Origin of the sequence: Stutzerimonas frequens (assembly GCF_024448335.1) — a bacterium.
Taxonomy (GTDB): domain Bacteria; phylum Pseudomonadota; class Gammaproteobacteria; order Pseudomonadales; family Pseudomonadaceae; genus Stutzerimonas; species Stutzerimonas frequens.
Window position 1 is genome coordinate 409287 of record NZ_JAMOHM010000003.1, and the last position, 24334, is coordinate 433620.

At 60.3% G+C, this 24334-nt stretch carries 22 protein-coding genes; 16 read left to right on the forward strand and 6 right to left on the reverse strand.

Annotated elements, in window-relative coordinates; translation table 11 throughout:
• Nucleotides 1–111 precede the first annotated feature (111 nt).
• From trxB to infA, 4 genes are all read left to right on the forward strand, one after another.
• On the forward strand, nt 112–1059 hold the full coding sequence (trxB, locus tag NAO55_RS06795; RefSeq protein ID WP_013982938.1) for a thioredoxin-disulfide reductase: 948 nt from the start codon (nt 112–114) through the stop codon (nt 1057–1059).
• A 45-nt stretch (nt 1060–1104) separates the two neighbouring features.
• Nucleotides 1105–1785: a leucyl/phenylalanyl-tRNA--protein transferase gene (aat, locus tag NAO55_RS06800; RefSeq protein ID WP_102840974.1), complete on the forward strand. Its 681-nt coding sequence runs from the start codon at nt 1105–1107 to the stop codon at nt 1783–1785.
• Nucleotides 1786–1837: 52 nt separating this feature from the next.
• Entirely contained in the window at nt 1838–2545 is a 708-nt protein-coding gene (locus NAO55_RS06805) for an arginyltransferase (protein ID WP_102840973.1), read from the forward strand.
• Nucleotides 2546–2640: 95 nt separating this feature from the next.
• Entirely contained in the window at nt 2641–2859 is a 219-nt protein-coding gene (gene infA / locus NAO55_RS06810; RefSeq protein ID WP_002553999.1) for a translation initiation factor IF-1, read from the forward strand.
• Nucleotides 2860–2984: 125 nt separating this feature from the next.
• On the opposite strand, the gene clpA is transcribed toward infA, so the two are convergent.
• Entirely contained in the window at nt 2985–5255 is a 2271-nt protein-coding gene (gene clpA, locus NAO55_RS06815; RefSeq protein ID WP_102840972.1) for an ATP-dependent Clp protease ATP-binding subunit ClpA, read from the reverse strand.
• A 29-nt stretch (nt 5256–5284) separates the two neighbouring features.
• On the reverse strand, nt 5285–5647 hold the full coding sequence (gene clpS, locus NAO55_RS06820) for an ATP-dependent Clp protease adapter ClpS (protein ID WP_063541749.1): 363 nt from the start codon (nt 5645–5647) through the stop codon (nt 5285–5287).
• 218 nt (nt 5648–5865) lie between these two features.
• Between clpS and cspD the strand changes: the two genes are divergently transcribed.
• Nucleotides 5866–6129 carry a cold shock domain-containing protein CspD gene (gene cspD, locus NAO55_RS06825; protein WP_063541720.1) on the forward strand — a complete coding sequence of 88 codons (264 nt, stop codon included), beginning with the start codon at nt 5866–5868 and terminating at the stop codon, nt 6127–6129.
• Nucleotides 6130–6189: 60 nt separating this feature from the next.
• Here the strand turns inward: cspD and icd are convergent, their stop codons facing one another.
• Entirely contained in the window at nt 6190–7446 is a 1257-nt protein-coding gene (gene icd / locus NAO55_RS06830; RefSeq protein ID WP_102840971.1) for an NADP-dependent isocitrate dehydrogenase, read from the reverse strand.
• A gap of 355 nt (nt 7447–7801) precedes the next feature.
• On the opposite strand from icd, the gene NAO55_RS06835 reads away from it, so the two are divergent.
• The 11 genes from NAO55_RS06835 (at nt 7802) to NAO55_RS06885 (ending at nt 21219) form a co-directional block, all read left to right on the forward strand.
• Nucleotides 7802–10030: an NADP-dependent isocitrate dehydrogenase gene (locus tag NAO55_RS06835; protein ID WP_102840970.1), complete on the forward strand. Its 2229-nt coding sequence runs from the start codon at nt 7802–7804 to the stop codon at nt 10028–10030.
• A 103-nt stretch (nt 10031–10133) separates the two neighbouring features.
• Nucleotides 10134–10574 (forward strand): NUDIX hydrolase, encoded by a 441-nt coding sequence (locus tag NAO55_RS06840; protein ID WP_063541725.1) that lies wholly within the window; start codon nt 10134–10136, stop codon nt 10572–10574.
• A gap of 67 nt (nt 10575–10641) precedes the next feature.
• Nucleotides 10642–11769 carry a tRNA 2-thiouridine(34) synthase MnmA gene (mnmA, locus tag NAO55_RS06845; protein ID WP_146030735.1) on the forward strand — a complete coding sequence of 376 codons (1128 nt, stop codon included), beginning with the start codon at nt 10642–10644 and terminating at the stop codon, nt 11767–11769.
• Entirely contained in the window at nt 11766–12404 is a 639-nt protein-coding gene (gene hflD / locus NAO55_RS06850) for a high frequency lysogenization protein HflD (protein WP_102840969.1), read from the forward strand. The genes mnmA and hflD overlap by 4 nt, the downstream gene beginning before the upstream one ends.
• Before the next feature lie 85 nt (nt 12405–12489).
• Complete coding sequence (purB, locus tag NAO55_RS06855; RefSeq protein WP_102840968.1) at nt 12490–13860, forward strand: adenylosuccinate lyase; 1371 nt, start codon at nt 12490–12492, stop codon at nt 13858–13860.
• 77 nt (nt 13861–13937) lie between these two features.
• Complete coding sequence (locus NAO55_RS06860) at nt 13938–15104, forward strand: ribosomal protein uL16 3-hydroxylase (RefSeq protein WP_102840967.1); 1167 nt, start codon at nt 13938–13940, stop codon at nt 15102–15104.
• Nucleotides 15097–15522, forward strand: coding sequence for a GNAT family N-acetyltransferase (locus NAO55_RS06865; RefSeq protein ID WP_102840966.1), 426 nt, complete (start codon nt 15097–15099; stop codon nt 15520–15522). The genes NAO55_RS06860 and NAO55_RS06865 overlap by 8 nt, the downstream gene beginning before the upstream one ends.
• A 6-nt stretch (nt 15523–15528) precedes the next feature.
• Nucleotides 15529–16158, forward strand: coding sequence for a DUF7931 domain-containing protein (locus tag NAO55_RS06870; protein ID WP_102840965.1), 630 nt, complete (start codon nt 15529–15531; stop codon nt 16156–16158).
• A complete protein-coding gene (locus tag NAO55_RS06875) occupies nt 16155–16964 on the forward strand; it encodes a secretin N-terminal domain-containing protein (protein ID WP_102840964.1) in 810 nt (269 codons plus the stop codon). Before NAO55_RS06870 ends, NAO55_RS06875 begins: the two co-directional genes overlap by 4 nt.
• Before the next feature lie 480 nt (nt 16965–17444).
• Nucleotides 17445–19040: an isocitrate lyase gene (locus NAO55_RS06880; RefSeq protein WP_063541741.1), complete on the forward strand. Its 1596-nt coding sequence runs from the start codon at nt 17445–17447 to the stop codon at nt 19038–19040.
• A 184-nt stretch (nt 19041–19224) separates the two neighbouring features.
• Complete coding sequence (locus tag NAO55_RS06885) at nt 19225–21219, forward strand: PhoX family protein (RefSeq protein WP_102840963.1); 1995 nt, start codon at nt 19225–19227, stop codon at nt 21217–21219.
• 45 nt (nt 21220–21264) lie between these two features.
• On the opposite strand, the gene NAO55_RS06890 is transcribed toward NAO55_RS06885, so the two are convergent.
• From NAO55_RS06890 to queD, 3 genes are all read right to left on the reverse strand, one after another.
• Nucleotides 21265–22326 carry an AI-2E family transporter gene (locus tag NAO55_RS06890; RefSeq protein WP_102840962.1) on the reverse strand — a complete coding sequence of 354 codons (1062 nt, stop codon included), beginning with the start codon at nt 22324–22326 and terminating at the stop codon, nt 21265–21267.
• 117 nt (nt 22327–22443) lie between these two features.
• Entirely contained in the window at nt 22444–23760 is a 1317-nt protein-coding gene (locus NAO55_RS06895; RefSeq protein WP_102840961.1) for a Na+/H+ antiporter family protein, read from the reverse strand.
• A gap of 197 nt (nt 23761–23957) precedes the next feature.
• Nucleotides 23958–24314, reverse strand: a complete 357-nt coding sequence (queD, locus tag NAO55_RS06900; protein WP_026006452.1) for a 6-carboxytetrahydropterin synthase QueD — start codon at nt 24312–24314, stop codon at nt 23958–23960.
• Between the last annotated feature and the right edge of the window lie 20 nt (nt 24315–24334).

Here is a 24334-nt window from a genome sequence, read left to right on the forward strand (position 1 = left end):
GCGGCTTGGGCTTTTGCCGATGCTTCGGTGTAGCATAAACGCCCGATTTCCCGGCGCGGCTCGACTGGAGCACGCTTCTCTATTTGCAACAAAGGCTTATGAGGGCTTTTTATGAGTGAAGTCAAGCATTCGCGTCTGATCATCCTCGGCTCCGGCCCGGCCGGTTATACCGCTGCGGTATACGCTGCCCGCGCCAACCTGAAGCCGCTGATGATCACCGGCATCCAGCCCGGCGGCCAGCTGACCACCACCACCGAGGTCGACAACTGGCCTGGCGACGTCGAAGGCCTGACCGGCCCGGATCTGATGGTGCGCATGCAGAAACACGCCGAGCGCTTCGACACCGAGATCGTCTTCGATCACATCCATACCGCCGAGTTGCAGCAGCGCCCGTTCACCCTTCGCGGCGACAGCGGTGTCTATACCTGCGATGCGCTGATCATCGCCACGGGCGCTTCAGCGCAGTATCTCGGCCTGCCCTCCGAAGAAGCGTTCGCCGGTCGCGGCGTATCCGCCTGCGCCACCTGTGACGGCTTCTTCTACCGCAACCAGGTCGTCGCGGTGATCGGTGGCGGCAATACCGCGGTCGAGGAGGCGCTGTACCTGTCCAACATCGCCAAGGAAGTCCACCTGATCCACCGCCGCGACAAGCTCCGTTCGGAGAAGATCCTGCAGGACAAGATCATGGACAAGGCGACCAACGGCAACATTCGTCTGCACTGGAACCACACCCTCGAGGAAGTCCTCGGCGACGCCAGTGGCGTGACCGGCGTTCGCCTGAAGAGCACCCTTACCGGCGAAGAGAACACACTGGACCTGGCCGGCGTATTCATCGCCATCGGTCACAAGCCGAACACCGACCTGTTCCAGGGCCAGCTGGAGATGAAGGATGGCTACCTGAAGATCCGCGGCGGCGGTGAAGGCGATGCCACCTGCACCAGCATTCCCGGAGTGTTCGCCGCAGGCGATGTGGCCGACCACGTTTATCGCCAGGCCATCACCTCCGCGGGCGCCGGCTGCATGGCGGCACTGGATGCCGAGAAGTACCTGGACAACTGATCCCAGGCGGGCTTCGGCCCGCCCACCCCTACTCTGCGTGCCGACATGCTGACCTGGCTAAAGCGCGACGACTTCAGCTTTCCTCCCCTCGAAACGGCTCTGCGCGAACCCAACGGCCTGCTTGCTGCTGGCGGTGACTTGCGGCCAGAGCGACTCCTGGCGGCCTACCGCCACGGCTGTTTCCCCTGGTATCAGGAAGGCCAACCGCTGCTGTGGTGGTCGCCCGATCCGCGCACGGTGCTCTTTCCTGACGAGCTGCATGTTTCGCGCAGCCTGCGCAAGCGCATGCGCCACGGCGACTACCAGGTGACCTTCGACAAGGCCTTTGCCGAGGTCATCCAGGGATGCGCCGGCCCGCGGAGCTATGCAGACGGCACCTGGATCACGACACCGATGCAAGACGCCTATATCAGGCTGCACGAGATGGGCGTCGCGCACTCGGTGGAAGTCTGGCAGCAAGGGCAACTCGTCGGCGGACTCTACGGCCTCGAGATGGGTGAGCTATTTTTCGGCGAGTCGATGTTCAGCCGCGCCACCGATGCCTCCAAGGTCGGCTTCGTCACCTTGGTGGAACGGCTGCGCGAATGGGGCTTTGCGCTGATCGACTGCCAGATGCCGACCCGTCATCTGGAGAGCTTCGGCGCTCGCAGCATCCCACGCGCGGCGTTCGCCGACGCACTCGCAACGCATCTGGACCACCCCAGCGCAGCCGACTGGCGCGCCTAGTCGACCTCGGCAAGCTGGCCTACACTGGGTTCATGATTTCTGAGAGTTGACCATGACTTCACTGGCTCGCCTCAAGTTCTACGCCACTCAGCCTCACGCTTGCAGCTACCTGCCCGATGAACAGGCCACCACCTTGTTCCTCGATCCAAGCCAACCGATGGACGTGCAGGTGTATGCGGAGCTTTCGGAGATGGGCTTTCGCCGCAGCGGGGATCATCTCTATCGCCCCCACTGCCAGCGCTGCTCGGCCTGCATTCCGGCACGCATCCCGGTAAGCGCACCGGAACTCAATCGCCAACAGAAGCGAATCCTCAAGCGCAACGCCGACCTGCAGGTCCGCGGCGTACGCCCGGCATTCAGCGAAGAACTGTACGCCCTCTACGCCAACTACATCGAGAAACGCCACGCCGATGGCGACATGTATCCACCCAGCCGTGAGCAGTTCAACACCTTCCTCGTGCGCGACCTGCCATTCTCGCGCTTTTATGAATTCCGGCTCGACGGCAGGCTGCTGGCCGTCGCCGTTACCGACGTCCTGCCCAATGGCTTGTCTGCTGTTTACACCTTCTACGATCCGGACGAAGAGCGCCGCAGCCTAGGGCGCTACGCGATTCTTTGGCAGATGGGCGAAGCCGCGCGCCTTGGCCTGAAGGCCGTCTATCTCGGTTATTGGATCAAGAACTGCCGGAAGATGAACTACAAGACCGAATATCGGCCCATCGAACTCTTGGTCAACCAGCGCTGGGTAACGCTCAGCTGAAGTCCTTGGCTCATCGACCCATTTCGGGCACAATGCTTGCCGCTTTTGCCCGTGCATCTACGGGCCAATTACCTGAATACCGAGGACTTTACTGAATGTCGAAAGAAGACAGCTTCGAAATGGAAGGTACTGTCGTCGACACCCTGCCCAACACCATGTTTCGCGTGGAGTTGGAAAACGGGCACGTCGTTACTGCGCACATCTCCGGAAAGATGCGCAAGAACTACATCCGGATTCTTACCGGTGACAAGGTTCGCGTGGAGCTGACCCCTTACGATCTGAGCAAGGGTCGCATCACCTACCGCGCCCGCTAAGCGAGTCGCGAGAAAAAACGCCCGGTCTTACCGGGCTTTTTTGTTTGTGCCAGCCATTGCGCACCGCCAGCAATCCGCACAAACGAAAACGCCCGACAGCGGCCGGGCGCTCGTCTCAATGGCCGTCAGGCCAGCTCTGCAGTGGTTTCGAATTCGAAGAACGGCTCGCCGTCACGAATATCGATATGCACCACACCGCCGTGTTCGGCCAGCTCTCCGAACAGGATTTCTTCGGCCAGCGGCCGCTTGATCTTGTCCTGGATCAGCCTGGCCATCGGCCGGGCGCCCATCTGTGCATCATAGCCGTGCTCCGCCAGCCAGCCACGGGCGGCATCCGACACCTCCAGCGTCACGTGCTTATCCTCAAGCTGCGCCTGCAGTTCGATCAGGAACTTGTCGACGATGCTCTTGATGACGTCATGGCTCAGGCGGCCGAACTGGATGATGGTGTCCAGACGGTTGCGGAACTCTGGCGTGAAGCTCTTCTTGATGACTTCCATGGCATCGGACGCGTGATCCTGCAGGGTGAAACCAATGGACGCCCGCGCCGCGGTTTCCGCCCCAGCATTGGTGGTCATGATGATGATCACGTTACGGAAATCGGCTTTGCGCCCGTTGTTGTCGGTGAGCGTGCCGTGGTCCATCACCTGCAGCAGCAAATTGAAGACTTCCGGATGGGCTTTCTCGATCTCATCCAGCAGCAGCACGCAATGTGGCTGCTTGGTGATCGCCTCGGTCAACAGACCGCCCTGATCAAATCCGACATATCCCGGAGGTGCACCGATCAGGCGCGATACCGTATGGCGCTCCATGTACTCGGACATGTCGAAGCGAATCAGCTCGACCCCCAACGCACGAGCCAACTGGCGTGCCGCTTCGGTCTTGCCCACCCCGGTCGGGCCGGCGAAGAGGAAGGAACCCACCGGCTTGTCCGGTGCCTTCAGTCCAGCACGAGACAGCTTAATGGCAGTCGCCAGCGAGTCGATCGCATCGTCCTGCCCGAACACCGTGAGCTTCAGGTCGCGCTCAAGATTACGCAGCAATTCTTTGTCGGAGCTGCTGACGTGCTTCGGGGGAATCCGCGCGATCTTCGCTACGATGTCTTCAACCTGCTCGACGTCGATGCACTTGACCCGTTGCCCTTCCGGCTGCAGACGCTGATAGGCACCAGCTTCGTCGATTACATCGATGGCCTTGTCCGGCATATGGCGATCATTGATATAGCGCGAAGCCAGCTCCGCCGCCGCACGCAACGCCTCGTCACTGTATTCGATCTTGTGATGCTGCTCGAAACGCCCTTTGAGCCCGCGCAGGATACCGATGGTATCTTCGACCGAAGGCTCGGTGACGTCGACCTTCTGGAAACGGCGCGCCAAGGCGCGATCCTTCTCGAAGATGCCGCGAAACTCTTGGAACGTAGTGGAACCGATGCAGCGGATCTCGCCGGAAGACAGCAGCGGCTTGAGCAGATTGGACGCATCCATCACACCACCAGATGCCGCACCGGCGCCGATGATCGTATGGATCTCATCGATGAATAGGATGGCATGAGGCCGCTTGCGCAGCTCCCCGAGCAGCGCCTTGAAGCGCTTCTCGAAATCGCCGCGGTACTTGGTGCCAGCCAGCAGTGCACCAAGATCCAGCGAATACACGACGCTGTCACCTAGCAGATCAGGTACCTGGTTATCTACGATCCGCTTCGCCAGCCCCTCGGCAATGGCCGTCTTGCCGACGCCAGCCTCGCCGACCAGCAAAGGATTGTTTTTGCGCCGACGCGCCAGGATCTGCGCAACTCGTTCGACTTCGTGCTCGCGCCCGACCAGCGGATCGATCCGTCCCTGGCGTGCCAGCTCGTTCAGGTTGCTGGCGTAGGCATCCAGCGGATTGCTGGAAGCACCCGTCTCGCCACCATCCTCGTCCTGCATGTCGGCATCGTTCTCGGGGCTACCGGAATTTCCCGGAACCTTGGAAATGCCGTGAGCGATGTAATTGACGACATCGATACGCGCCACGTTCTGCTGCTTGAGCAGAAAGACCGCCTGGCTTTCCTGTTCGCTGAAGATGGCGACCAGGACATTGGCACCGGTCACTTCACGCTTGCCGGAGCTCTGAACATGGAATACGGCACGCTGCAGAACGCGCTGAAAACCCAAGGTTGGCTGGGTTTCGCGCTCTTCATCGTGCTGTGGAATGAGTGGAGTGGTGGAGTCAATGAATTCCTGCAGGTCGTGCCGGAGCTTATCCAGGCTTGCACCACAGGCGCGCAGTACGGTAGCAGCCGCTTCATTGTCCAGTAGGGCCAACAGGAGGTGTTCAACCGTCATGAACTCATGACGCTTGGTACGTGCCTCTTTGAAAGCCAGATTCAGAGTGACTTCGAGTTCACGGTTCAACATAGCTTTCACCTCATCCCCAGCAGTCGGAGTTAACCGTCCTTCTCGATCTCACAAAGCAGCGGGTGCTGGCATTCCCTTGCATATTGATTCACTTGCATCGCTTTGGTTTCGGCCACGTCGCGGGTATATATCCCACAGACGGCCTGCCCCTCGGTATGAACGGCGAGCATGATCTTGGTCGCCTGCTCCCTGCCATGATTGAAAATGCCTTCCAGTACCTCGACGACGAAATCCATCGGCGTGTAGTCGTCATTGAACATGACAACTTTATACATCGGTGGTGCCTTGAGTTCCGGCTTGGCCTCTTGAACCGCCAGGCCAGAGGCGTCGTCTTCGTCCCCCAAGGGGCGATCCTGATTGAATGTTAGTCGAATCTGAGCAAATGCATGCATGCGCATAACGGTTCTAGGTCGTGGCGCGGGGGCCAGATAAATATGGACAGCTTCGCAGCCAGCTGACGAGTCGCCTTGACTATCGGCAAAACGGTGATACAAACAGTAAGTGCCTACAACGGCAAACGGGTTGCGCAACATGAGGCCTCGGGCTGCATAAGCGCGGAATGAAATGGATGTTACTCCAGTAATGGACTCCTTTGCAGAGGGATAACAGCATGCTAAGCGGTAAGGTCAAGTGGTTCAACAACGCCAAAGGCTACGGCTTCATCGTAGCAGACGGCGGCGATGAGGACCTGTTCGCCCACTACTCGGCCATCCAGATGGACGGCTACAGAACGCTGAAAGCTGGGCAAGCGGTCATGTTCAATATCCTGCAGGGTCCGAAAGGCCTCCACGCAACCGACATTCGGCCCCAGCAGGCCATGTCCGAAGCGACGACTCCTGCTGCTGCCCAAGGTGCTTCCACGGTCGACGCCTGACGTCTTCCGGGGCAAATGAAAAGGCCGATCAGTCGATCGGCCTTTTTTGCCTGCGCTCGCTTACATATGGCTGATCATTGCATCGCCGAACTGCGAGCAAGACATCAGCTGCGCGCCATCCATCAGCCGCTCGAAGTCATAAGTGACGGTCTTGGCAGCAATGGCACCTTCAGTGCCCTTGATGATCAAGTCGGCAGCTTCGACCCACCCCATGTGGCGCAGCATCATTTCCGCTGAAAGGATCAACGAACCAGGATTGACCTTGTCCTGACCGGCATACTTGGGCGCCGTGCCATGGGTCGCCTCGAACATCGCCACAGTGTCGGACAGGTTGGCGCCCGGAGCGATACCGATACCTCCCACCTCAGCCGCCAAGGCGTCGGAGAGGTAGTCGCCATTCAGGTTGAGCGTGGCGATGACATCGTATTCGGCCGGACGCAGCAGAATCTGCTGCAGCATGGCATCGGCGATGGCGTCCTTGACCACGATGTTCTTGCCGGTATTGGGGTTCTTGAACTGCATCCAGGGTCCACCATCGAGCAGCTCAGCGCCGAACTCGTCGCGAGCGACTTCGTAGCCCCACTCCTTGAAAGCACCCTCGGTGAATTTCATGATGTTGCCCTTGTGGACGAAGGTGACCGAGTCACGATCATTGTCCACGGCATACTGCAGCGCCTTGCGAACCAGACGCTTGGTACCTTCCAGCGAGACGGGCTTGATGCCGATGCCGCAGTTCTCGGTGAAGCGGATCTTCTTGACGCCCATTTCCTCGTTGAGGAACTTGATGACCTTCTCCGCCTCAGGGGAGCCGGCTTTCCACTCGACACCGGCGTAAATATCTTCGGAGTTCTCGCGGAAGATCACCATGTCCACATCGCCTGGGTTCTTCACGGGACTCGGAACGCCAGTGAACCAGCGAACCGGGCGCTGGCAGACATAGAGGTCCAGTTCCTGACGCAGCGCAACGTTCAGCGAACGGATACCGCCTCCAACCGGCGTGGTCAGCGGTCCTTTGATGGACACCACATAATCGCGCACCGCCTCCAGGGTTTCTTTTGGCAGCCAGGTGTCCTGGTCATAGACCTGAGTGGCTTTCTCGCCAGCATAGATTTCCATCCAGGCGATCTTGCGCTTGCCGCCGTAGGCCTTCTGCACGGCTGCGTCCACAACCTTGATCATCACGGGACTGATGTCGACGCCGATGCCGTCCCCCTCTATATAAGGAATGATCGGATTGTCGGGAACGTTCAGGGTGTTATCGGCATTGACGGTGATTTTGTCACCGCTGGCTGGCACCTGGATCTTTTGGTATCCCATGCTGGACTCCGTCTTCGTGGTTAGACATCGATCGTCGTTCGAGGGTACCCCACTCGAATTGCCTGAAACTACATGTTCGTTCGTCGTATGTGCAATGCCGTTCTGCCAGAGGGGGGCTCGATGGTATACTGCCGCGATGACTCACAAGTCATAAGGGACGAGCCTGTACCAGACCCGCCCCTTGAACGCTGACGCTGCCACCGCGGCTCGGCGGTTCAAATGCTCGACACTCTATTGGTGCATCCATCATCACCGCGGCGAATCCCCTTCTGGCTCGACTAGATGGAGAGCTAGGGCGCCTACCCGGCGCACTCGGGATTCTGTGCACGCCCAGCAAGAAGAGAGTTAACGCTAAATGTCCACCCCTTCGAAGATCATCTATACCTTCACCGACGAAGCTCCAGCCCTGGCCACCTATTCGCTTCTTCCCATTGTAGAAGCCTTCGCAGCCTCCGCTGACATCTCCGTCGAAACACGCGACATCTCTCTTGCAGGGCGCATCCTTGCGGGCTTTGCCGATCAGCTGGATGCCGACAAGAAAGTCGAAGACGATCTGGCCAAGCTTGCCGAGCTGACCAATCAGCCCGACGCCAACATCATCAAGCTTCCCAACATCAGCGCCTCCGTTCCGCAGCTCAAGGCAGCCATCGCTGAACTGCAGGCCCTGGGATACAACATTCCCAACTTCCCTGAAGATCCGCAAACCGACGCCGAGAAAGATGCGCGCGCACGTTACAGCAAGGTTCTCGGTAGCGCCGTCAACCCGGTGCTGCGCGAAGGCAACTCCGACCGCCGCGCTCCGGCCGCCGTCAAAGCCTATGCCCGCAAGCACCCGCATTCGATGGGCAAGTGGAGCAAGGCGTCGCAGTCACACGCCGACTACATGCGCGGCGGCGACTTCTTCTCCAGCGAGCAGTCGATCACCATGGAAAAAGCCGGTGACGTGCGCATCGAGTTCGTTGGCAAGGACGGCAAGGTCGAGGTCAAGAAGCAGCTCGCCCTGCAGGCAGGCGAAGTGCTCGACGGCATGTTCATGAGCTGCAACAAGCTGCGCGCCTTCTTCGAAGACACCCTGCAGGACTGCAAGGAAACCGGCGTGATGTGGTCGCTGCACGTCAAGGCGACCATGATGAAGATCTCTCACCCGATCGTCTTCGGCCATGCCGTGAGCGTCTACTACAAGGATGTGTTCGACAAGTACGGCGACCTGTTCAAGGAACTGGGCGTCAACCCGAACAACGGCATCAGCAGCGTCTACGACAAGATCAAGTCCCTGCCCGCTTCGCAGCAGGAAGAAATCCTGCACGACATCCATGAGGTCTACAGCCACCGTCCGGAAATGGCGATGGTCGACTCGGTCAAAGGCATCACCAACCTGCATATCCCAAGCGATGTGATCGTCGACGCCTCCATGCCGGCGATGATTCGCAACTCCGGCCAGATGTGGGGCAAGGACGGCAAGCAGAAGGACACCAAGGCGGTGATGCCGGAGAGCACCTACGCGCGCATCTACCAGGAAATGATCAACTTCTGCAAAACCAACGGCGCCTTCGACCCGGTCACCATGGGCAGCGTGCCGAACGTCGGACTGATGGCGCAGAAGGCTGAAGAATACGGCTCGCACGACAAGACCTTTGAAATGCACGCCGACGGCACCATGCGCGTCGTACTGGCCGATGGCAACGTTCTGATGCAGCACGAAGTCGAGAAAGGCGACATCTGGCGCGCCTGCCAGACCAAGGACGCGCCGATCCGCGACTGGGTCAAGCTGGCCGTTACCCGCGCCCGCCAGTCCAACACCCCAGCCGTGTTCTGGCTGGACCCGGAGCGTGCCCACGACATGCAACTGCAGAAGAAGGTCGAAACCTATCTGCAGGAGCACGACCTGGGCGGCCTGGACATTCGCATCATGGGCTACAACGAGGCCATTCGCCTGAGCATGGAGCGCATGATCCGTGGCAAGGACACCATTTCCGTCACCGGCAACGTGCTGCGCGACTACCTGACCGACCTGTTCCCGATCATGGAGCTGGGCACCTCGGCCAAGATGCTGTCCATCGTTCCGCTGATGGCCGGCGGCGGCATGTACGAGACCGGCGCCGGTGGCTCCGCACCGAAGCATGTGCAGCAACTGGTGGAAGAGAACTATCTGCGCTGGGATTCGCTGGGTGAATTCCTCGCTCTGGCGGTTTCGCTGGAGGAGACCGGCATCAAGACCGGCAACAGCAAGGCGAAGATCCTCGGCAAGACCTTGGACCAGGCAACCGGCAAGTTGCTGGACAACAACAAGTCCCCGGCGCGCAAAGTCGGCCAGATCGACAACCGCGGCAGCCACTTCTACCTGGCACTGTACTGGGCGCAGGCCCTGGCCGCGCAGGACGAAGATGCCGAACTGAAGGCTCACTTCACTCCGCTGGCCAAGACCCTGACCGAGCAGGAAGCGGCCATCGTCGCCGAACTGGCAGCCGTACAGGGCAAGCCGGTCGACATCGGCGGCTACTATCGCTCCAATCCGGAGCTGACCAGCAAGGTGATGCGCCCCAGCGCCACCTTCAACGCTGCCCTGGCCGCGCTGAACGCCTGAGTCGACACCTGAGCGTCAATACGAACCCCGGCCTTGCGCCGGGGTTCGTGCTTTCAGCGGTCTAGCTGCTGCTATGATCGCTTCATTTGCACAAGGTATCTCAATGGATTGGCAACCCCACATCACCGTCGCGACCGTAATCGAAGACCAGGGCCGCTTCCTCCTGGTGGAGGAGCTCAAGGCTGGCCGCCTGGTGCTCAACCAACCCGCCGGTCACCTGGAGGCCAACGAGAATCTGCGCGAGGCCGCCATTCGGGAAACGCTGGAGGAAACGGGTTGGGAGGTCGAGCTCACCGGCCTGATCGGCATCTACCTGTATACCGCGCCGAGCAACGGCGTCACCTATCAGCGCGTGTGCTTTGCCGCCAAGGCCCTGCGTCACGATGCGCAACGATCACTCGACGACGGCATCGTCGCAGCCCGCTGGTTGAGCCGCGAGGAGCTGGCCCAGCAACCCGAGCGCTGGCGCAGCGAGCTGGTTCCGCGCTGCATTGATGACTATCTGGCCGGACCGCTGCATCCGCTTGACGTCATTCGCAACTGATCACACCTTCGTCACGCCAGCATCAACTGATAGAATTCGCCCCTTTGCAAAACCCTGGCGTACTTCTATGTCTGTTGCGACCCTCTCCGCCCCGGAAAACACCCGCGTCATCGTTGGCATGTCCGGCGGCGTCGACTCGTCCGTTTCCGCCCTCCTGCTGCTCGAACAGGGCTATCAGGTCGAAGGCCTGTTCATGAAAAACTGGGAAGAGGACGACGGCACGGAGTACTGCACCGCCAAGGAAGACCTGGCCGATGCCCAGGCCGTGTGCGACCGCATCGGCATCAAGCTGCACACCGCCAACTTTGCTGCCGAGTACTGGGACAACGTGTTCGAGCACTTCCTCGCCGAATACAAGGCCGGGCGCACGCCGAACCCGGACATCCTCTGCAACCGGGAAATCAAGTTCAAGGCGTTCCTCGATTACGCCCTGATGCTCGGTGCCGACCTCATCGCCACTGGCCACTACGTGCGGCGTCGTGACCGCGATGGCCGCAGCGAACTGCTCAAGGGCCTCGATCCCAACAAGGACCAAAGCTACTTCCTGCATGCCGTCGGAGGCGAGCAACTGGCCAAGACACTGTTTCCCGTCGGCGAGCTGGAGAAGCCCGAGGTCCGCGCGATTGCGGAGAAGCATGGCCTGGCCACGGCAAAGAAAAAGGATTCCACCGGCATCTGCTTCATTGGCGAACGGCGATTCAGCGATTTCCTCAAGCAGTACCTGCCGGCCCAACCAGGAAACATCGAAACGGTCGACGGCGAGGTGATCGGCCGTCACCACGGCCTGATGTATCACACCATCGGCCAGCGCCAGGGGCTCGGCATCGGCGGCCTCAAAGATGCCTCCGACGAGCCTTGGTATGTGCTGAGCAAGGATCTGCAGCGCAACGTGCTGATCGTCGGCCAGGGAAATGACCACCCGTGGCTGTTCTCCCGCGCGCTGCTGGCTTCCGAGATCTACTGGGTGAATCCCGTGGACCTCAGCGCCCCGCTCAAGCTGACCGCCAAGGTTCGTTATCGCCAGAGCGACCAGGCTTGCACGCTGGAACGGACGCCCGATGGCTATCGCGCAGTGTTCGAAGCGCCGCAACGCGCCGTCACGCCTGGCCAGTCGGTGGTGTTCTACGATGGCGAAGTCTGTCTCGGCGGCGGCGTCATCGAAAGGGCAGAACCCTGGTTCGAGGGCCGCCCATGAGTAATCTGGATGAACAGCTGATCGCGCTTGGGGCGGTATTCGAAGCCGCCACGCTGGTCGACCGCATCGCCCGAACCGGCCAGGTGCCGAATGCCGCGCTCGGCTGCATGCTCGGCAGTCTGCTGGCGCGCAACCCGCAGACCACGCTGGAAATCTATGGCGGCGACGACCTCAACCTGCGTGACGGCTACCGCGCGCTGGTCGGCGCGCTGGAACGCGACAGCAGCAGCCTGCAGCGCGAGCCGTTGCGCTATGCCCTGGCGATGATCGGCCTTGAGCGGCAGCTGGACAAACGCGACGACATGCTGCAGGTCATCGGAAGCCGGCTGGATCAGATTCAACAGCAGGTCGAGCACTTCGGCATCACCCACGAGAATGTCGTCGCCTCGTTCGGCGGACTCTATCAGGACACGCTGAGCACCTTCCGTCAGCGCATCCAGGTCCAAGGCGACATGCGCCACCTGCAGCAGACCGACAATGCCGCCAAGATTCGCGCGCTGCTGCTCGCCGGCATCCGCTCCGCCCGCCTCTGGCGCCAGCTTGGCGGGCACCGCTGGCAGCTGATTTTCAGCCGGCGCAAGCTGCTCGATGCACTCTATCCTCGACTGCGCTCGACACAGAGCGAAGACCGATAACCGGGGAGAATGGACCGGGATGTGCCGGTACATTCGTGTATAATCTGCGCCCTTTTCGTTGCCCGACTGTCCGAGAATGCCCTCTATGCAGCTTTCCTCGCTCACGGCGGTTTCCCCCGTCGATGGCCGCTACGCCGGCAAAACCAGCGCCCTGCGCCCGATCTTCAGCGAATTCGGCCTGATTCGTTGCCGTGTCCAGGTCGAAGTCCGCTGGCTACAGCGCCTGGCAGCCCACCCGGGCGTTCCGGAAGTCGCGCCCTTCTCCGCCGAAGCCAATGCGCTGTTGAATCAGCTTGCCGAGGACTTCCAGCTGGAGCATGCCGAGCGCGTCAAGGAATTCGAGCGCACCACCAACCATGATGTAAAAGCCGTGGAGTACCTGCTCAAGGAGCAGGCCAAGCAGCTGCCTGAACTGGCCAAGGTCAACGAATTCATCCACTTCGCCTGCACCAGCGAAGACATCAACAACCTGTCCCACGCGCTGATGCTGCGCGAAGGCCGTGACACCGTTCTGCTGCCGCTGATGCGCCAGCTCGCCGACGCCATCCGCGGCCTGGCCGTGCAGTTCGCCGACGTGCCGATGCTGTCGCGCACCCACGGTCAGCCGGCCTCCCCGACTACCCTTGGCAAGGAACTGGCCAACGTGGTCTATCGCCTGGAGCGGCAGATCGCTCAGGTCGCCGCCGTGCCGCTGCTGGGCAAGATCAACGGCGCCGTGGGCAACTACAACGCCCACCTGTCCGCCTACCCCGACGTCGACTGGGAAGCCAACGCCCGTGAATTCATCGAGGGTGATCTGGGCCTGTCGTGGAACCCCTACACCACACAGATCGAGCCGCACGACTACATCGCAGAGTTGTTCGACGCCATCGCACGCTTCAACACCATCCTCATCGACTTTGATCGCGACATCTGGGGCTACATCTCTCTCGGTTACTTCAAACAGAAAACCGTCGCTGGCGAGATCGGCTCTTCGACCATGCCGCACAAGGTCAACCCGATCGACTTCGAGAACTCCGAAGGCAACCTCGGCATCGCCAACGCACTGTTCCAGCACCTGGCCAGCAAGCTGCCGATTTCCCGCTGGCAGCGCGATCTGACCGACTCCACCGTCCTGCGCAACCTGGGCGTCGGCTTCGCCCACAGCGTCATCGCCTACGAGGCGAGCCTCAAAGGCATCGGCAAGCTGGAGCTCAACGCTGCCCGCATCGCCGAAGACCTCGATGCCTGCTGGGAAGTGCTGGCCGAGCCGGTACAGACCGTCATGCGTCGTTATGCCGTGGAGAATGCCTACGAAAAGCTGAAGGATCTGACCCGCGGCAAAGGCATTACGCCCGACGCGCTGCAGGCCTTCATTGACGGCCTCGACATTCCGGCCGAAGCCAAGGCGGAGCTGCGCAAGCTGACGCCGGCAAGCTACATCGGCAACGCTGCCGCTCAGGCCAAGCGCATCTGATCGCCCCCATGCCTGCACGCCCGGCTGTGCCGGGCGTTTTTATTTTCAGCTCTGCCATATAGAGCAAGGTGTTACGCATGACTTCTGATATTCCACTTCAAATTCTGGGCGGCATCAGTGCCCGGGAATTCCTGCGCGATTACTGGCAGAAGAAGCCGCTGCTGATCCGCCAGGCCATCCCGGGTTTTCAGAGCCCCATCTCGCCCGACGAACTGGCTGGTCTCTCGCTCGAGGAAGACGTCGAGTCCCGCCTGGTCATCGAGCACGGCGAAAGCCCCTGGGAGCTGCGCCGCGGTCCGTTCAGCGAGGACACTTACCAGCAACTGCCGGAGGGTGACTGGACATTGCTGGTGCAGGCGGTCGATCAGCTCGTACCGGACGTCGCCGAACTGATCGAACATTTCCGCTTTCTGCCGAACTGGCGCATCGACGATGTGATGATCAGCTATGCCGCTCCGGGGGGCGGCGTCGGGCCTCATTTCGACAACTACGATGTATTCCTGCTGCAGGCCCACGGCCAGCGCCGCTGGCGCATCGGGCAGATGTGCGACAGCGAAAGCCCGATGCTCGCCCATGGCGATCTGCGCATCCTCGCCGAGTTCCAGGGAACTGATGAATGGGTACTGGAACCGGGCGATATGCTTTACCTGCCACCCCGCCTCGCTCACTTCGGCACAGCCGAGGATGCCTGCATGACCTATTCGGTCGGCTTCCGCGCCCCAAGCGCCGCCGAAGTCCTGACCCACTTCACCGACTTCCTCGCGCAGTTCCTGCCAGACGAAGAACGCTACAGTGATGCCGATCTACAACCCAGCGATGACCCCTTCCAGATCCAGAGCGATGCACTGGACCGTTTGAAGGCACTGCTTGCCGAGCACATGAGCGACGAACGCCTCCTGCTCACCTGGTTCGGCCAGTTCATGACCGAGCCACGCTATCCGGAGCGTGTCGAAGGCCCGGAGCTCGGCGAGGACGAACTTCTGTCGGCACTGGAGGACGGCGCGATACTGGTACGCAATCCCGCGGCCCGACTGGCCTGGAGCGAAGTAGATATCGGCCTGCTACTGTTCGCCAGTGGTCAGAGCCGCCTGCTCCCCTCTAAGCTGCGCGAACTGTTGAGGTTGCTCTGTTCGGCCGACGCGCTGCATGTCGACAACGTCGGTCAGTGGCTGGGGGATGAGGATGGCCGCAGCCTCTTGTGCGAGCTGGTCAAACAAGGAAGTCTGGAGTTTGCTGATGAATAGCGTTCAGGTACGGATCGCCGACTGGCAGCAGGACAATGCCGAATTACGGCGCATCCGCGAGGCCGTGTTCATTGCCGAGCAGGCCGTTCCGCCCGAGCAAGAGTGGGACGCCGACGATGCCGAAGCAGTGCACTTCCTCGCGCTCGAGGGAGGGTATCCGATCGGTACCGCACGGCTTCTGGCCGACGGGCAGATCGGTCGCGTAGCGGTACTGCGCGACTGGCGCGGCATGAACGTTGGCGACGCGCTGATGCATGCGGTCATTGCCGAAGCTGAGCGTCGCGGCTTGACCGAACAGACTCTGACCGCTCAGGTCCATGCCACCGCGTTTTACGAGCGGCTTGGCTTCAAGGTTGTCAGCGACGAATTTCTTGAAGCCGGCATCCCTCATGTTGAGATGCTCCGCCGGAGCCACTGAGGCAAAATGAGCGACGACGTCCCGGAAGAGCGAAGTGAGCAGATCGAGCTGCCGGCTATCGATTTTCACTCCCCGGGACGCTTCGCCGTTCACAATCCACCCATCGACCTACCCGAGCCCGAAGCCTGGATGGCGGCTGCCTTCCTTCTCGGACAAGATGTCGGCATACAGCGTTTCGACAAAGCGAGCGAGGTTCGTCAGCATGCCCTGGCCATGCTGCAACAGGCGAGCCGCTCGGTGTGTATCTACAGCACCGATCTCGAACCCTGGCTCTATCACCACAGCAGCATCCAGCACGCCTGCACTCGCCTCCTGCTGGCCCATCCCCGAAACCAACTGCGCATCCTCGTCGGCGATGCCACTCGCGCAGTGAAAGACGGCCATCGCTTTCTTCAGCTTGCCCGTCGGCTGACCAGCAATGTACATATCCGCAAGCTGAACCCCGACTATCCCGCGCAAAATGGTACCTATCTGATCGTCGACAATTGTGGCCTGCTGGAGCGCCCCAAGGCTGACCAGTATGCTGGCTTCGCCCTGTATCGCGACCCTGCCCGCGTGCGTATACGCCAGGCGGAGTTCGACAAGGCATGGGATCATGGCCTATCGGACGCAAATCTGCGGAGTTTTCTGTTATGAACCCTCGTATCGCGCTGCTGGCCGTCGCGCTCAGCACCTGTCTGCCACTGCAAGCGGCAACCGAAGTCATTCAGCTCAACAACCGCATGGCCGAGGATGTGCTGCCGGTCGCCGAATCGGTACTGGGCGGCCAGGGCCGAGTCACCGCATACGGCAATCAACTCATCGTCAATGCACCGGATTCCCTAATCCGCGAGCTGCGGCAAGTGGTCGATCAGCTGGATGTAGCCCCCAAACGCCTGTTGATCAGCGTCGATACCCAAGACTCGGCTAGCAGCTCGACGGGAGGATATCGGGTAGACGGATCGGCACGCGCTGGCGACGTGGAGTTCGAAACGGGCCGCGGCGAGATCGGAGGCAGAGACCAGGTTCGCATCATTCGTCGCAGTACCAACAGCCGGGACGGTGGCGTTCAGCAGATCCAGGCCAGCGAGGGCTATCCGGCACTGATTCAGGTTGGCCAGAGTGTTCCGCTGACGACTCAGGGCACCGATGGCTATGGCCAGATCTATCAGCAAACCCAGTATCGTGATGTTCTGCGTGGTTTCTACGCCACCGCCACGGTGCATGGCGATCGCGTGCAGATCAGTATCAGCAGCAGCCGCGACCGACTCGCTCAGGGCCGCAGTGGCGTCGTCGAAGTGCAGAATGCCGATACCCGCGTCAGTGGGCGCGTCGGCGAATGGATCACCGTGGGCGGTGTCGATGAAAGCGCAAGTTCTGATCAGCGCGGCACGCTGCGTCGCTATTCCACCCAGGGCAGCCAGAACCTTTCGATGCGCCTGAAAGTGGATGTTCTCGACTGAACCACTGCTGACGCGCAGAAGAATGTAGTGACCTAAAAAAAACACTACAAAACCATTGACGATGAAAAAACAGCGGCGCATTATTGGCCCGCTCCCGCTAACCAGGGGCCCTGGCAAGGGTCTCCGGGGCGTGCTCCAGCCAACCAGCCGAGCCGTTCCGTGACTGTACTGCCCACAAGGCGGACTGACGAGGTTGCGACTGGAACGAGTCGTCCCGAGGGACGGGGTAGCGATTGACGCATCAGCCAGTCTGACCAGCTTCTCGTTGTTGTAGCGCACACGGCAGCCACGCCGGCTGTGGGCGCAGCAACCGGAACCAGCCAGCCCGGCGGTCGTATCCCCCCTTCTCCTTGGTTCAATCCTCGTCCCGGTCGATATTTCGACGCTCTGCCGCGTGTTGCCCGCACTGATCAGCGATAGCACGTAGGTTCGGTGGGAAAAAGTCGGTGCTCAACCACACTTATTTTTGAAGGATTGAACATGTCCGCATATCAAGACGACATCAAGGCAGTTGCCGCCCTGAAAGAGCAATACGGCAGCAGCTGGGCCGCCATCAACCCTGAGTCCGTCGCTCGCATGCGCGCCCAGAACCGCTTCAAGACCGGTCTGGAAATCGCTCAGTACACCGCCGACATCATGCGCAAGGACATGGCCGAGTACGACGCCGACTCGTCCGTCTACACGCAATCCCTCGGCTGCTGGCACGGCTTCATCGGTCAGCAGAAGCTGATCTCCATCAAGAAGCACCTGAAGACCACCAACAAGCGCTACCTCTACCTGTCCGGCTGGATGGTCGCTGCTCTGCGCTCCGAGTTCGGCCCGCTGCCGGACCAGTCGATGCACGAGAAGACTGCCGTTTCCGATCTGATCGAAGAGCTGTACACCTTCCTGCGTCAGGCTGACAGCCGTGAACTGGACCTGCTGTTCACCGCTCTGGACGCTGCTCGTGAGGCCGGCGATTCCGCCAAGGCTGCCGAGATCCAGAGCCAGATCGACAACTACGAAACTCACATCGTCCCGATCATCGCAGACATCGACGCTGGCTTCGGTAACCCGGAAGCCACCTATCTGCTGGCCAAGCGCATGATCGAAGCAGGCGCTTGCTGCATCCAGATCGAGAACCAGGTTTCCGACGAGAAGCAGTGCGGCCACCAGGACGGTAAAGTGACCGTTCCGCACGCCGACTTCCTCGCTAAGATCGCTGCCGTTCGTTACGCCTTCCTCGAGCTGGGCATCGACAACGGCGTGATCGTTGCTCGTACTGACTCCCTGGGTGCCGGCCTGACCAAGCAGATCGCCGTGACCAAAGAGCCGGGCGACCTGGGCGACCTGTACAACTCCTTCCTGGATTGCGAAGAAATCTCCGAAGCCGAACTGGGCAACGGCGACGTCGTGATCAAGCGCGAAGGCAAGCTGCTGCGTCCGAAGCGTCTGCCGTCCAACCTGTTCCAGTTCCGCAAGGGCACTGGCGAAGACCGTTGCGTCCTGGACTGCATCACCTCCCTGCAGAACGGCGCTGACCTGCTGTGGATCGAAACCGAGAAGCCGCACGTTGGCCAGATCAAGGCCATGGTTGACCGCATCCGCGAAGTCATCCCGAACGCCAAGCTGGTTTACAACAACAGCCCGTCGTTCAACTGGACCCTGAACTTCCGTCAGCAGGTATTCGATGCCATGGTTGCCGAAGGCAAGGACGTGTCCGCCTACGATCGCACCAAGCTGATGAGCGTCGAGTACGACGAGACCGAACTGGCTCAGATCGCTGATGAGAAGATCCGTACCTTCCAGAAGGACGGTTCCGCTCACGCCGGCATCTTCCACCACCTGATCACCCTGCCGACCTACCACACCGCCGCGCTGTCCACCGACAACCTGGCCAAGGGCTACTTCGCCGAAGAAGGCATGCTGGCCTACGTGAAGGGCGTGCAGCGTCAGGAACTGCGTCAGGGTATCGCCTGCGTCAAGCACCAGAACATGGCTGGCTCCGACATCGGCGACAACCACAAGGAGTACTTCGCTGGCGAAGCTGCTCTGAAGGCGAGCGGTAAAGACAACACCATGAACCAGTTCCACTAAGAACCGGTTCGCAGCCTCACAGGCTGCGGTGTGAAGGAAGCCCCGGCATTCGCCGGGGCTTTTTTTTGCGACTGATTGAGTGGTGTACGGTTACGCTTCGTCGGCCAGCGCCCCACTGTCATTCTCTTGTCGCATACGAACCTTAGCGTCATGGCTCCGACAACAATCGTTATGGAGCTGCGCCGTGATTACTGAGAACAACGACATTCTGTTCGGCAACGGGGACGAGTTGCCCAGTAACCATTCGACGAATCCGCATATCCAGGATGTGATTTCCCTCGGCCGACGCAAAGTCCTCGCGGGCGGCGCAGCCATGGGCGCCCTGGCCTTTCTCGGCGCATCCCTTCCCGGCCTCGCGCAAGCGGCAGAGCCGATGGCCCGTGGCATCAAGGATGTTCCGTTCAGACGTCGTACCCGCCTGCCCTTTGCGCCAGTGGCTGTTACCCGAGCCGACACCATCACTGTACCCGCTGGCTATACCGCGACCACCTTCATTCCCTGGGGTACCCCGATTACCGGACGCTACCCAGCCTGGCTGGAAGACGCCAGCAACAATGCGGAAGATCAGGCCCAACAGGTCGGCATGCACCACGACGGAATGCACTTCTTCCCCATGAATGCGAGGCTGGGCGGTCGGCAGAGCGACCACGGCTTGCTGGTCCTCAATCACGAGTACATCGATGCCCCCCTGCTCCACCCTAACGGTCCGACCGTCGTGGATGGCAAGCGCGTCAATGTCGACGAGGTCCGCAAGGAGATCAATGCTCACGGCGTCTCGGTAGTCGAGATTCGTCGTGGCCCCCGGGGCGAGTGGTCCGTGCTGCCCAGCTCACGCAATCGACGTATTACCGGTGCGACGCCGATGCGCATCGAAGGACCTGCACGAGGCCATGCCTTGATGCGAACCCGCTACAGCCCGAGTGGGACTTCAACCCGTGGCACACTCAACAACTGCTCCAATGGCCATACACCTTGGGGCACCTACCTGACCTGCGAAGAAAACTGGGCCGGTTACTTCGCCAGTGCTGATTCCGAGCTTCCACGTGAGCTCAGCCGCTACGGCGTGCGTGGTAGTGGCCGCTACGGATGGGAGACAGTCGCGGGCGACGAGTTCGAGCGCTTCAACGCAACGCGGACCGCAGCAGACGCCAGTGGTGATTATCGAAACGAGCCGAACACCTTCGGCTGGATCGTGGAGATCGACCCATTCGATCCTACCTCAACTCCCGTCAAGCACACCGCCTTAGGCCGCTTCGCTCACGAAGGCCTGGTGTTCGCCCCAGTAAAGCCTGGCCGTCCCGTGGTCTGCTATTCCGGAGATGACTCGCAGAACGAATACATCTACAAGTACGTCAGCCTCGACAAATATCGGCCTCAGCGCAGCGACGGGCGCCTGCTGGACGATGGCGTCCTCTACGTGGCGCGTTTCAACCCGGATGGCAGTGGCGACTGGCTGGCGCTGGATCATGCCAACCCTGCGTTTCAGCGCGCCTGCAAGGCCGCTGGCGTTCGGTTCGCCGATCAGGGAGAGGTGCTGATCAATACCCGCCTGGCCGCCGATATCGTTGGTGCAACGAAAATGGATCGCCCGGAATGGGGTGCGGTACATCCTGACACGGGTGAGGTGTATTTCACGCTCACCAACAACAGCGGTCGCCAGCAGTCCGATGCGGCCAACCCGCGTTCACCGAATGCGTTCGGCCATATCATTCGCTGGCGCGAAGCGAGCCGGGATTTTGCCGGCACCCGATTCACCTGGGATATCTACCTGCTCGCCGGCCCCGAGGAAAACAGCCGGAGCCCGAAAGGCCGTGCGCTGGACGCCACGAATATCCTGGCCAGCCCCGATGGATTGTGGTTCGACGATGAAGGGCGCCTGTGGATCCAGACCGACATGAGCGGCAGTCAGTTGAGCTCCGGTCCGTTTGGCAACAACCAGATGCTGGTTTCCGACCCGAGAACAGGTGAAACCAAGCGTTTCCTGGTCGGCCCGCTGGGTGCCGAGGTGACAGGAATCACGGCAACGCCAGACTTCCGCACGCTCTTCGTGAACATCCAGCATCCGGGTGAGGGTTCGACCTCGACGAACTACACGAGCACCTGGCCAGACGGCGCTGGTCGGCGTCCGCGCTCGGCCACCGTCATCATCACTCGTGAAGATGGTAAGCGCCTGATGTAAACGCCAAGGGGCCTGGCGAGGGCCAGGCCTCCCCCGCGTCGGCAATCATTGACCCGGTGGGGGCTCTTCAGGTGAAGTGAACAGCCCCCATGTCGATATGAACAAAGCCGCCACCAGCGGACCGATCACGAACCCGTTCAAACCGAAAAGCGCCAGACCGCCCAGCGTCGAGATCAGCACGACGTAATCGGGCATCTTGGTGTCTTTGCCCACCAGGATGGGCCTGAGAATGTTGTCCACCAGGCCGATCACCAGCACGCCATAGAGTGTGAGAATCACCCCCTGCCAGATCGCCCCGGTCATCAGAAAGTAGATGGCGACGGGCGTCCAGATCAGTCCGGCCCCCACCGCGGGGAGCAACGACAGAAACGCCATCAACACACCCCAAAGCAGCGCGCCGGATATGCCGAGTACGGCGAAGATGATTCCGCCCAGAGCCCCCTGAGTGACGGCGACCAGAATGTTGCCCTTCACCGTCGCACGTACCACACGGGTGAACTTGTTGAAAAGGCGCCTTTTCTGGGCATCGCTGAGCGGAATGGCCTTTCTGATCCGTGCCACCAGCTCTCGACCGTCCCGGATGAAAAAGAACAGCAGATACAACATCACGAAGAAGCTGATAAGGAACTGAAACGTCCCCTGACCGAAGCTGAACGCCTTGGTGGCGAGAAACTGACTGCCCTCGAGCGCACCCGATGCCAGCCGCTCCCGCATGGAGTCCAGATCGCCGAAGCCGAAGCGCTGAAGCTGCAGCTGGACCGATTGAGGTAACAGCTCCCGCAGACCCGATACGAGGCGACCAATGTCCAGCTCGCCGCTCTCTATCTGCTTGTAGAGGGTCGCGCCTTCCTGAACCAGCATGCCCGTAATCAGAATGACAGGTAGCACGGCAACCAGCAGGCAGACCAGCAAGGTAAACAATGCCGTCAGATTGCGGCGCTGACTGAACCGCCGGTAAAGGTAGCGCTGCAAGGGTGCAAAGATGATGGCGAGAATGACCGCCCAGAAGACTGCTCCATAGAACGGCAACAGAATCCAGCCGAACGCCAGGGAAACCACTACCAGCAGCGCGAGGAAGACTTTCTGCTCGAGCGTCGAGTTGACCATTGTTGACCCTGTCGCTGCGTATCGTTCTGTTTAGTCAACGAGCGAGAGCGCGAGTGCGGGCCAGACGACTGATTCGCGACAGGGGCCGTTGTTGTCCGAACGGCCCTTTTCTTCGGTTCAGAGGGTCATCGCTGCCAGCCAGCCGAACGCGAGCAGCGGCAGGTTGTAGTGCAGGAAGGTCGGCACGACGGTATCCCAGATATGGTTATGCTGACCGTCGGCATTCAGACCGGCCGTTGGCCCAAGCGTGGAATCGGATGCAGGGGAACCACCATCGCCGAGCGCGCCGGCTGTGCCAACGAGACTCACGATCGCCAAGGGGCTGAAGCCCAGCTCGACGCCAAGCGGCACGAAAATGGCCGCGATGATTGGCACTGTCGAGAAAGAAGAACCGATGCCAATCGTGACGAGCAAACCGACCAGAAGCATCAACAGGGCGCCGATGGCCTTGCTGCTGCCGATCCACGCAGTAGATGCGTCTACCAGCAGTTTCACCTCACCGGTTTCACGCATCACTTCAGCGAAACCAGCGGCGGCAATCATGATGAAGCCGATCATGGCCATCATTTTCATGCCGTCGGTAAAAAGGTCATCCGCTTCCCGCCAGCGCACCACACCGGAGACCGAAAAGATCACAAACCCTGCGAGTGCGCCGAGAATCATCGAGTCCAGCCACAGCTGAATAACGAACGCCGCAGCAACGGCAATGCCTGCCACCACCAACGTTAGAGGGCTGTAACGTACCGAACTGAGCTCCACCTGCTCGATGCGAGCAAGGTCATATTCACGCGGCTTACGGTAGCTATAGAAGGCAATCGCCAGCCCTGACAACATGCCCAAAGCTGGGATCAGCATCGCCTGGGTGACCTTGATGCCGGTTACATCCACACCGCTTTTGGCAACGTTGGCGAGCAGAATCTCATTGAGGAAGATGTTGCCGAACCCAACCGGAAGAAACATGTAAGGAGTGATCAGCCCGAACGCGAGCACACAGGCAACCAGGCGCCGGTCGATCTTCATCTTCGATAGTACGTAAAGTAACGGCGGAACCAGCAAAGGAATAAACGCAATATGAATCGGCAGGATGTTCTGGGACGAGATCGCTACCGCCAGCAGAAGTGCGATCATCATCGACTTCACCGCACCGGTGCCTTGGCTGCCTTGCTTTCCGACCAAAGCCAGAGCCTTGTCGGCAAGCGCGTGGGCCAGACCGCTCTTGCCGATGGCTACGGCGAACGCACCAAGCAGAGCATATGACAACGCCACTGTCGCTCCACCACCCAGGCCCTTGTTGAAAGCGGCGAGGCTGCCTTCGATACCCAACCCGCCAATCAACCCACCGGCCATGGCCCCGGCAATAAGTGCAACGACCACGTGCACGCGGCAAAGGCTCAAGACCAGCATGATGCCGACCGCCGCAACAACTGCGTTCATTTCAAATCTCCGTATAAACGACCAAGTCGCGTAGAAAAGCGCCGCACTCTGCAGCAACTGCGCAGAACTGTCAAAATCGGAACGGCACATTCAAGACGAATGAGCGTAATCTGAGTTGCCAGTAGCCGTTCCCTATCACTAGCTCGGCGTTAGCGAATACCAGCTTTTTACTGAGCAGATAAAATCCAACGCGATCATCACTCACCACGGTATTCACAACCGCTTGTGCAGGTCTCGTGAATGCGGACGCGGGAAAGCTCTGGAAGCAGCGGCTTCAGCTCATTCCAGATCCATTTCGCCAGGTTCTCGCTGGTGGGGTTTTCCAGACCGGGAATGTCGTTCAGATAGTTGTGATCCAAACGCTCGTAGAGCGGTTTGAAGATGGATTTCAGCTCACCGAAATCCCGAATCCAACCAGTATGTGGATCCACTGGCCCACTTATATACAAGGCAACACGGAAGGAGTGGCCATGCAGCCGCCCGCATTTGTGTCCTTGCGGTACGTGCGGCAAACGGTGCGCCGACTCGAATGTGAATTCTTTGAATATTTCCACTGTATGCACTCGTGATCTGA

Bases quoted from the DNA above. Each gene is read 5' to 3' on its own strand.
- trxB (WP_013982938.1), top strand. From the start codon at position 112: ATGAGTGAAGTCAAGCATTCGCGTCTGATCATCCTCGGCTCCGGCCCG.
- aat (WP_102840974.1), top strand. From the start codon at position 1,105: ATGCTGACCTGGCTAAAGCGCGACGACTTCAGCTTTCCTCCCCTCGAA.
- NAO55_RS06805 (WP_102840973.1), top strand. From the start codon at position 1,838: ATGACTTCACTGGCTCGCCTCAAGTTCTACGCCACTCAGCCTCACGCT.
- infA (WP_002553999.1), top strand. From the start codon at position 2,641: ATGTCGAAAGAAGACAGCTTCGAAATGGAAGGTACTGTCGTCGACACC.
- clpA (WP_102840972.1), bottom strand. From the start codon at position 5,255: ATGTTGAACCGTGAACTCGAAGTCACTCTGAATCTGGCTTTCAAAGAG.
- clpS (WP_063541749.1), bottom strand. From the start codon at position 5,647: ATGCATGCATTTGCTCAGATTCGACTAACATTCAATCAGGATCGCCCC.
- cspD (WP_063541720.1), top strand. From the start codon at position 5,866: ATGCTAAGCGGTAAGGTCAAGTGGTTCAACAACGCCAAAGGCTACGGC.
- icd (WP_102840971.1), bottom strand. From the start codon at position 7,446: ATGGGATACCAAAAGATCCAGGTGCCAGCCAGCGGTGACAAAATCACC.
- NAO55_RS06835 (WP_102840970.1), top strand. From the start codon at position 7,802: ATGTCCACCCCTTCGAAGATCATCTATACCTTCACCGACGAAGCTCCA.
- NAO55_RS06840 (WP_063541725.1), top strand. From the start codon at position 10,134: ATGGATTGGCAACCCCACATCACCGTCGCGACCGTAATCGAAGACCAG.
- mnmA (WP_146030735.1), top strand. From the start codon at position 10,642: ATGTCTGTTGCGACCCTCTCCGCCCCGGAAAACACCCGCGTCATCGTT.
- hflD (WP_102840969.1), top strand. From the start codon at position 11,766: ATGAGTAATCTGGATGAACAGCTGATCGCGCTTGGGGCGGTATTCGAA.
- purB (WP_102840968.1), top strand. From the start codon at position 12,490: ATGCAGCTTTCCTCGCTCACGGCGGTTTCCCCCGTCGATGGCCGCTAC.
- NAO55_RS06860 (WP_102840967.1), top strand. From the start codon at position 13,938: ATGACTTCTGATATTCCACTTCAAATTCTGGGCGGCATCAGTGCCCGG.
- NAO55_RS06865 (WP_102840966.1), top strand. From the start codon at position 15,097: ATGAATAGCGTTCAGGTACGGATCGCCGACTGGCAGCAGGACAATGCC.
- NAO55_RS06870 (WP_102840965.1), top strand. From the start codon at position 15,529: ATGAGCGACGACGTCCCGGAAGAGCGAAGTGAGCAGATCGAGCTGCCG.
- NAO55_RS06875 (WP_102840964.1), top strand. From the start codon at position 16,155: ATGAACCCTCGTATCGCGCTGCTGGCCGTCGCGCTCAGCACCTGTCTG.
- NAO55_RS06880 (WP_063541741.1), top strand. From the start codon at position 17,445: ATGTCCGCATATCAAGACGACATCAAGGCAGTTGCCGCCCTGAAAGAG.
- NAO55_RS06890 (WP_102840962.1), bottom strand. From the start codon at position 22,326: ATGGTCAACTCGACGCTCGAGCAGAAAGTCTTCCTCGCGCTGCTGGTA.
- NAO55_RS06895 (WP_102840961.1), bottom strand. From the start codon at position 23,760: ATGAACGCAGTTGTTGCGGCGGTCGGCATCATGCTGGTCTTGAGCCTT.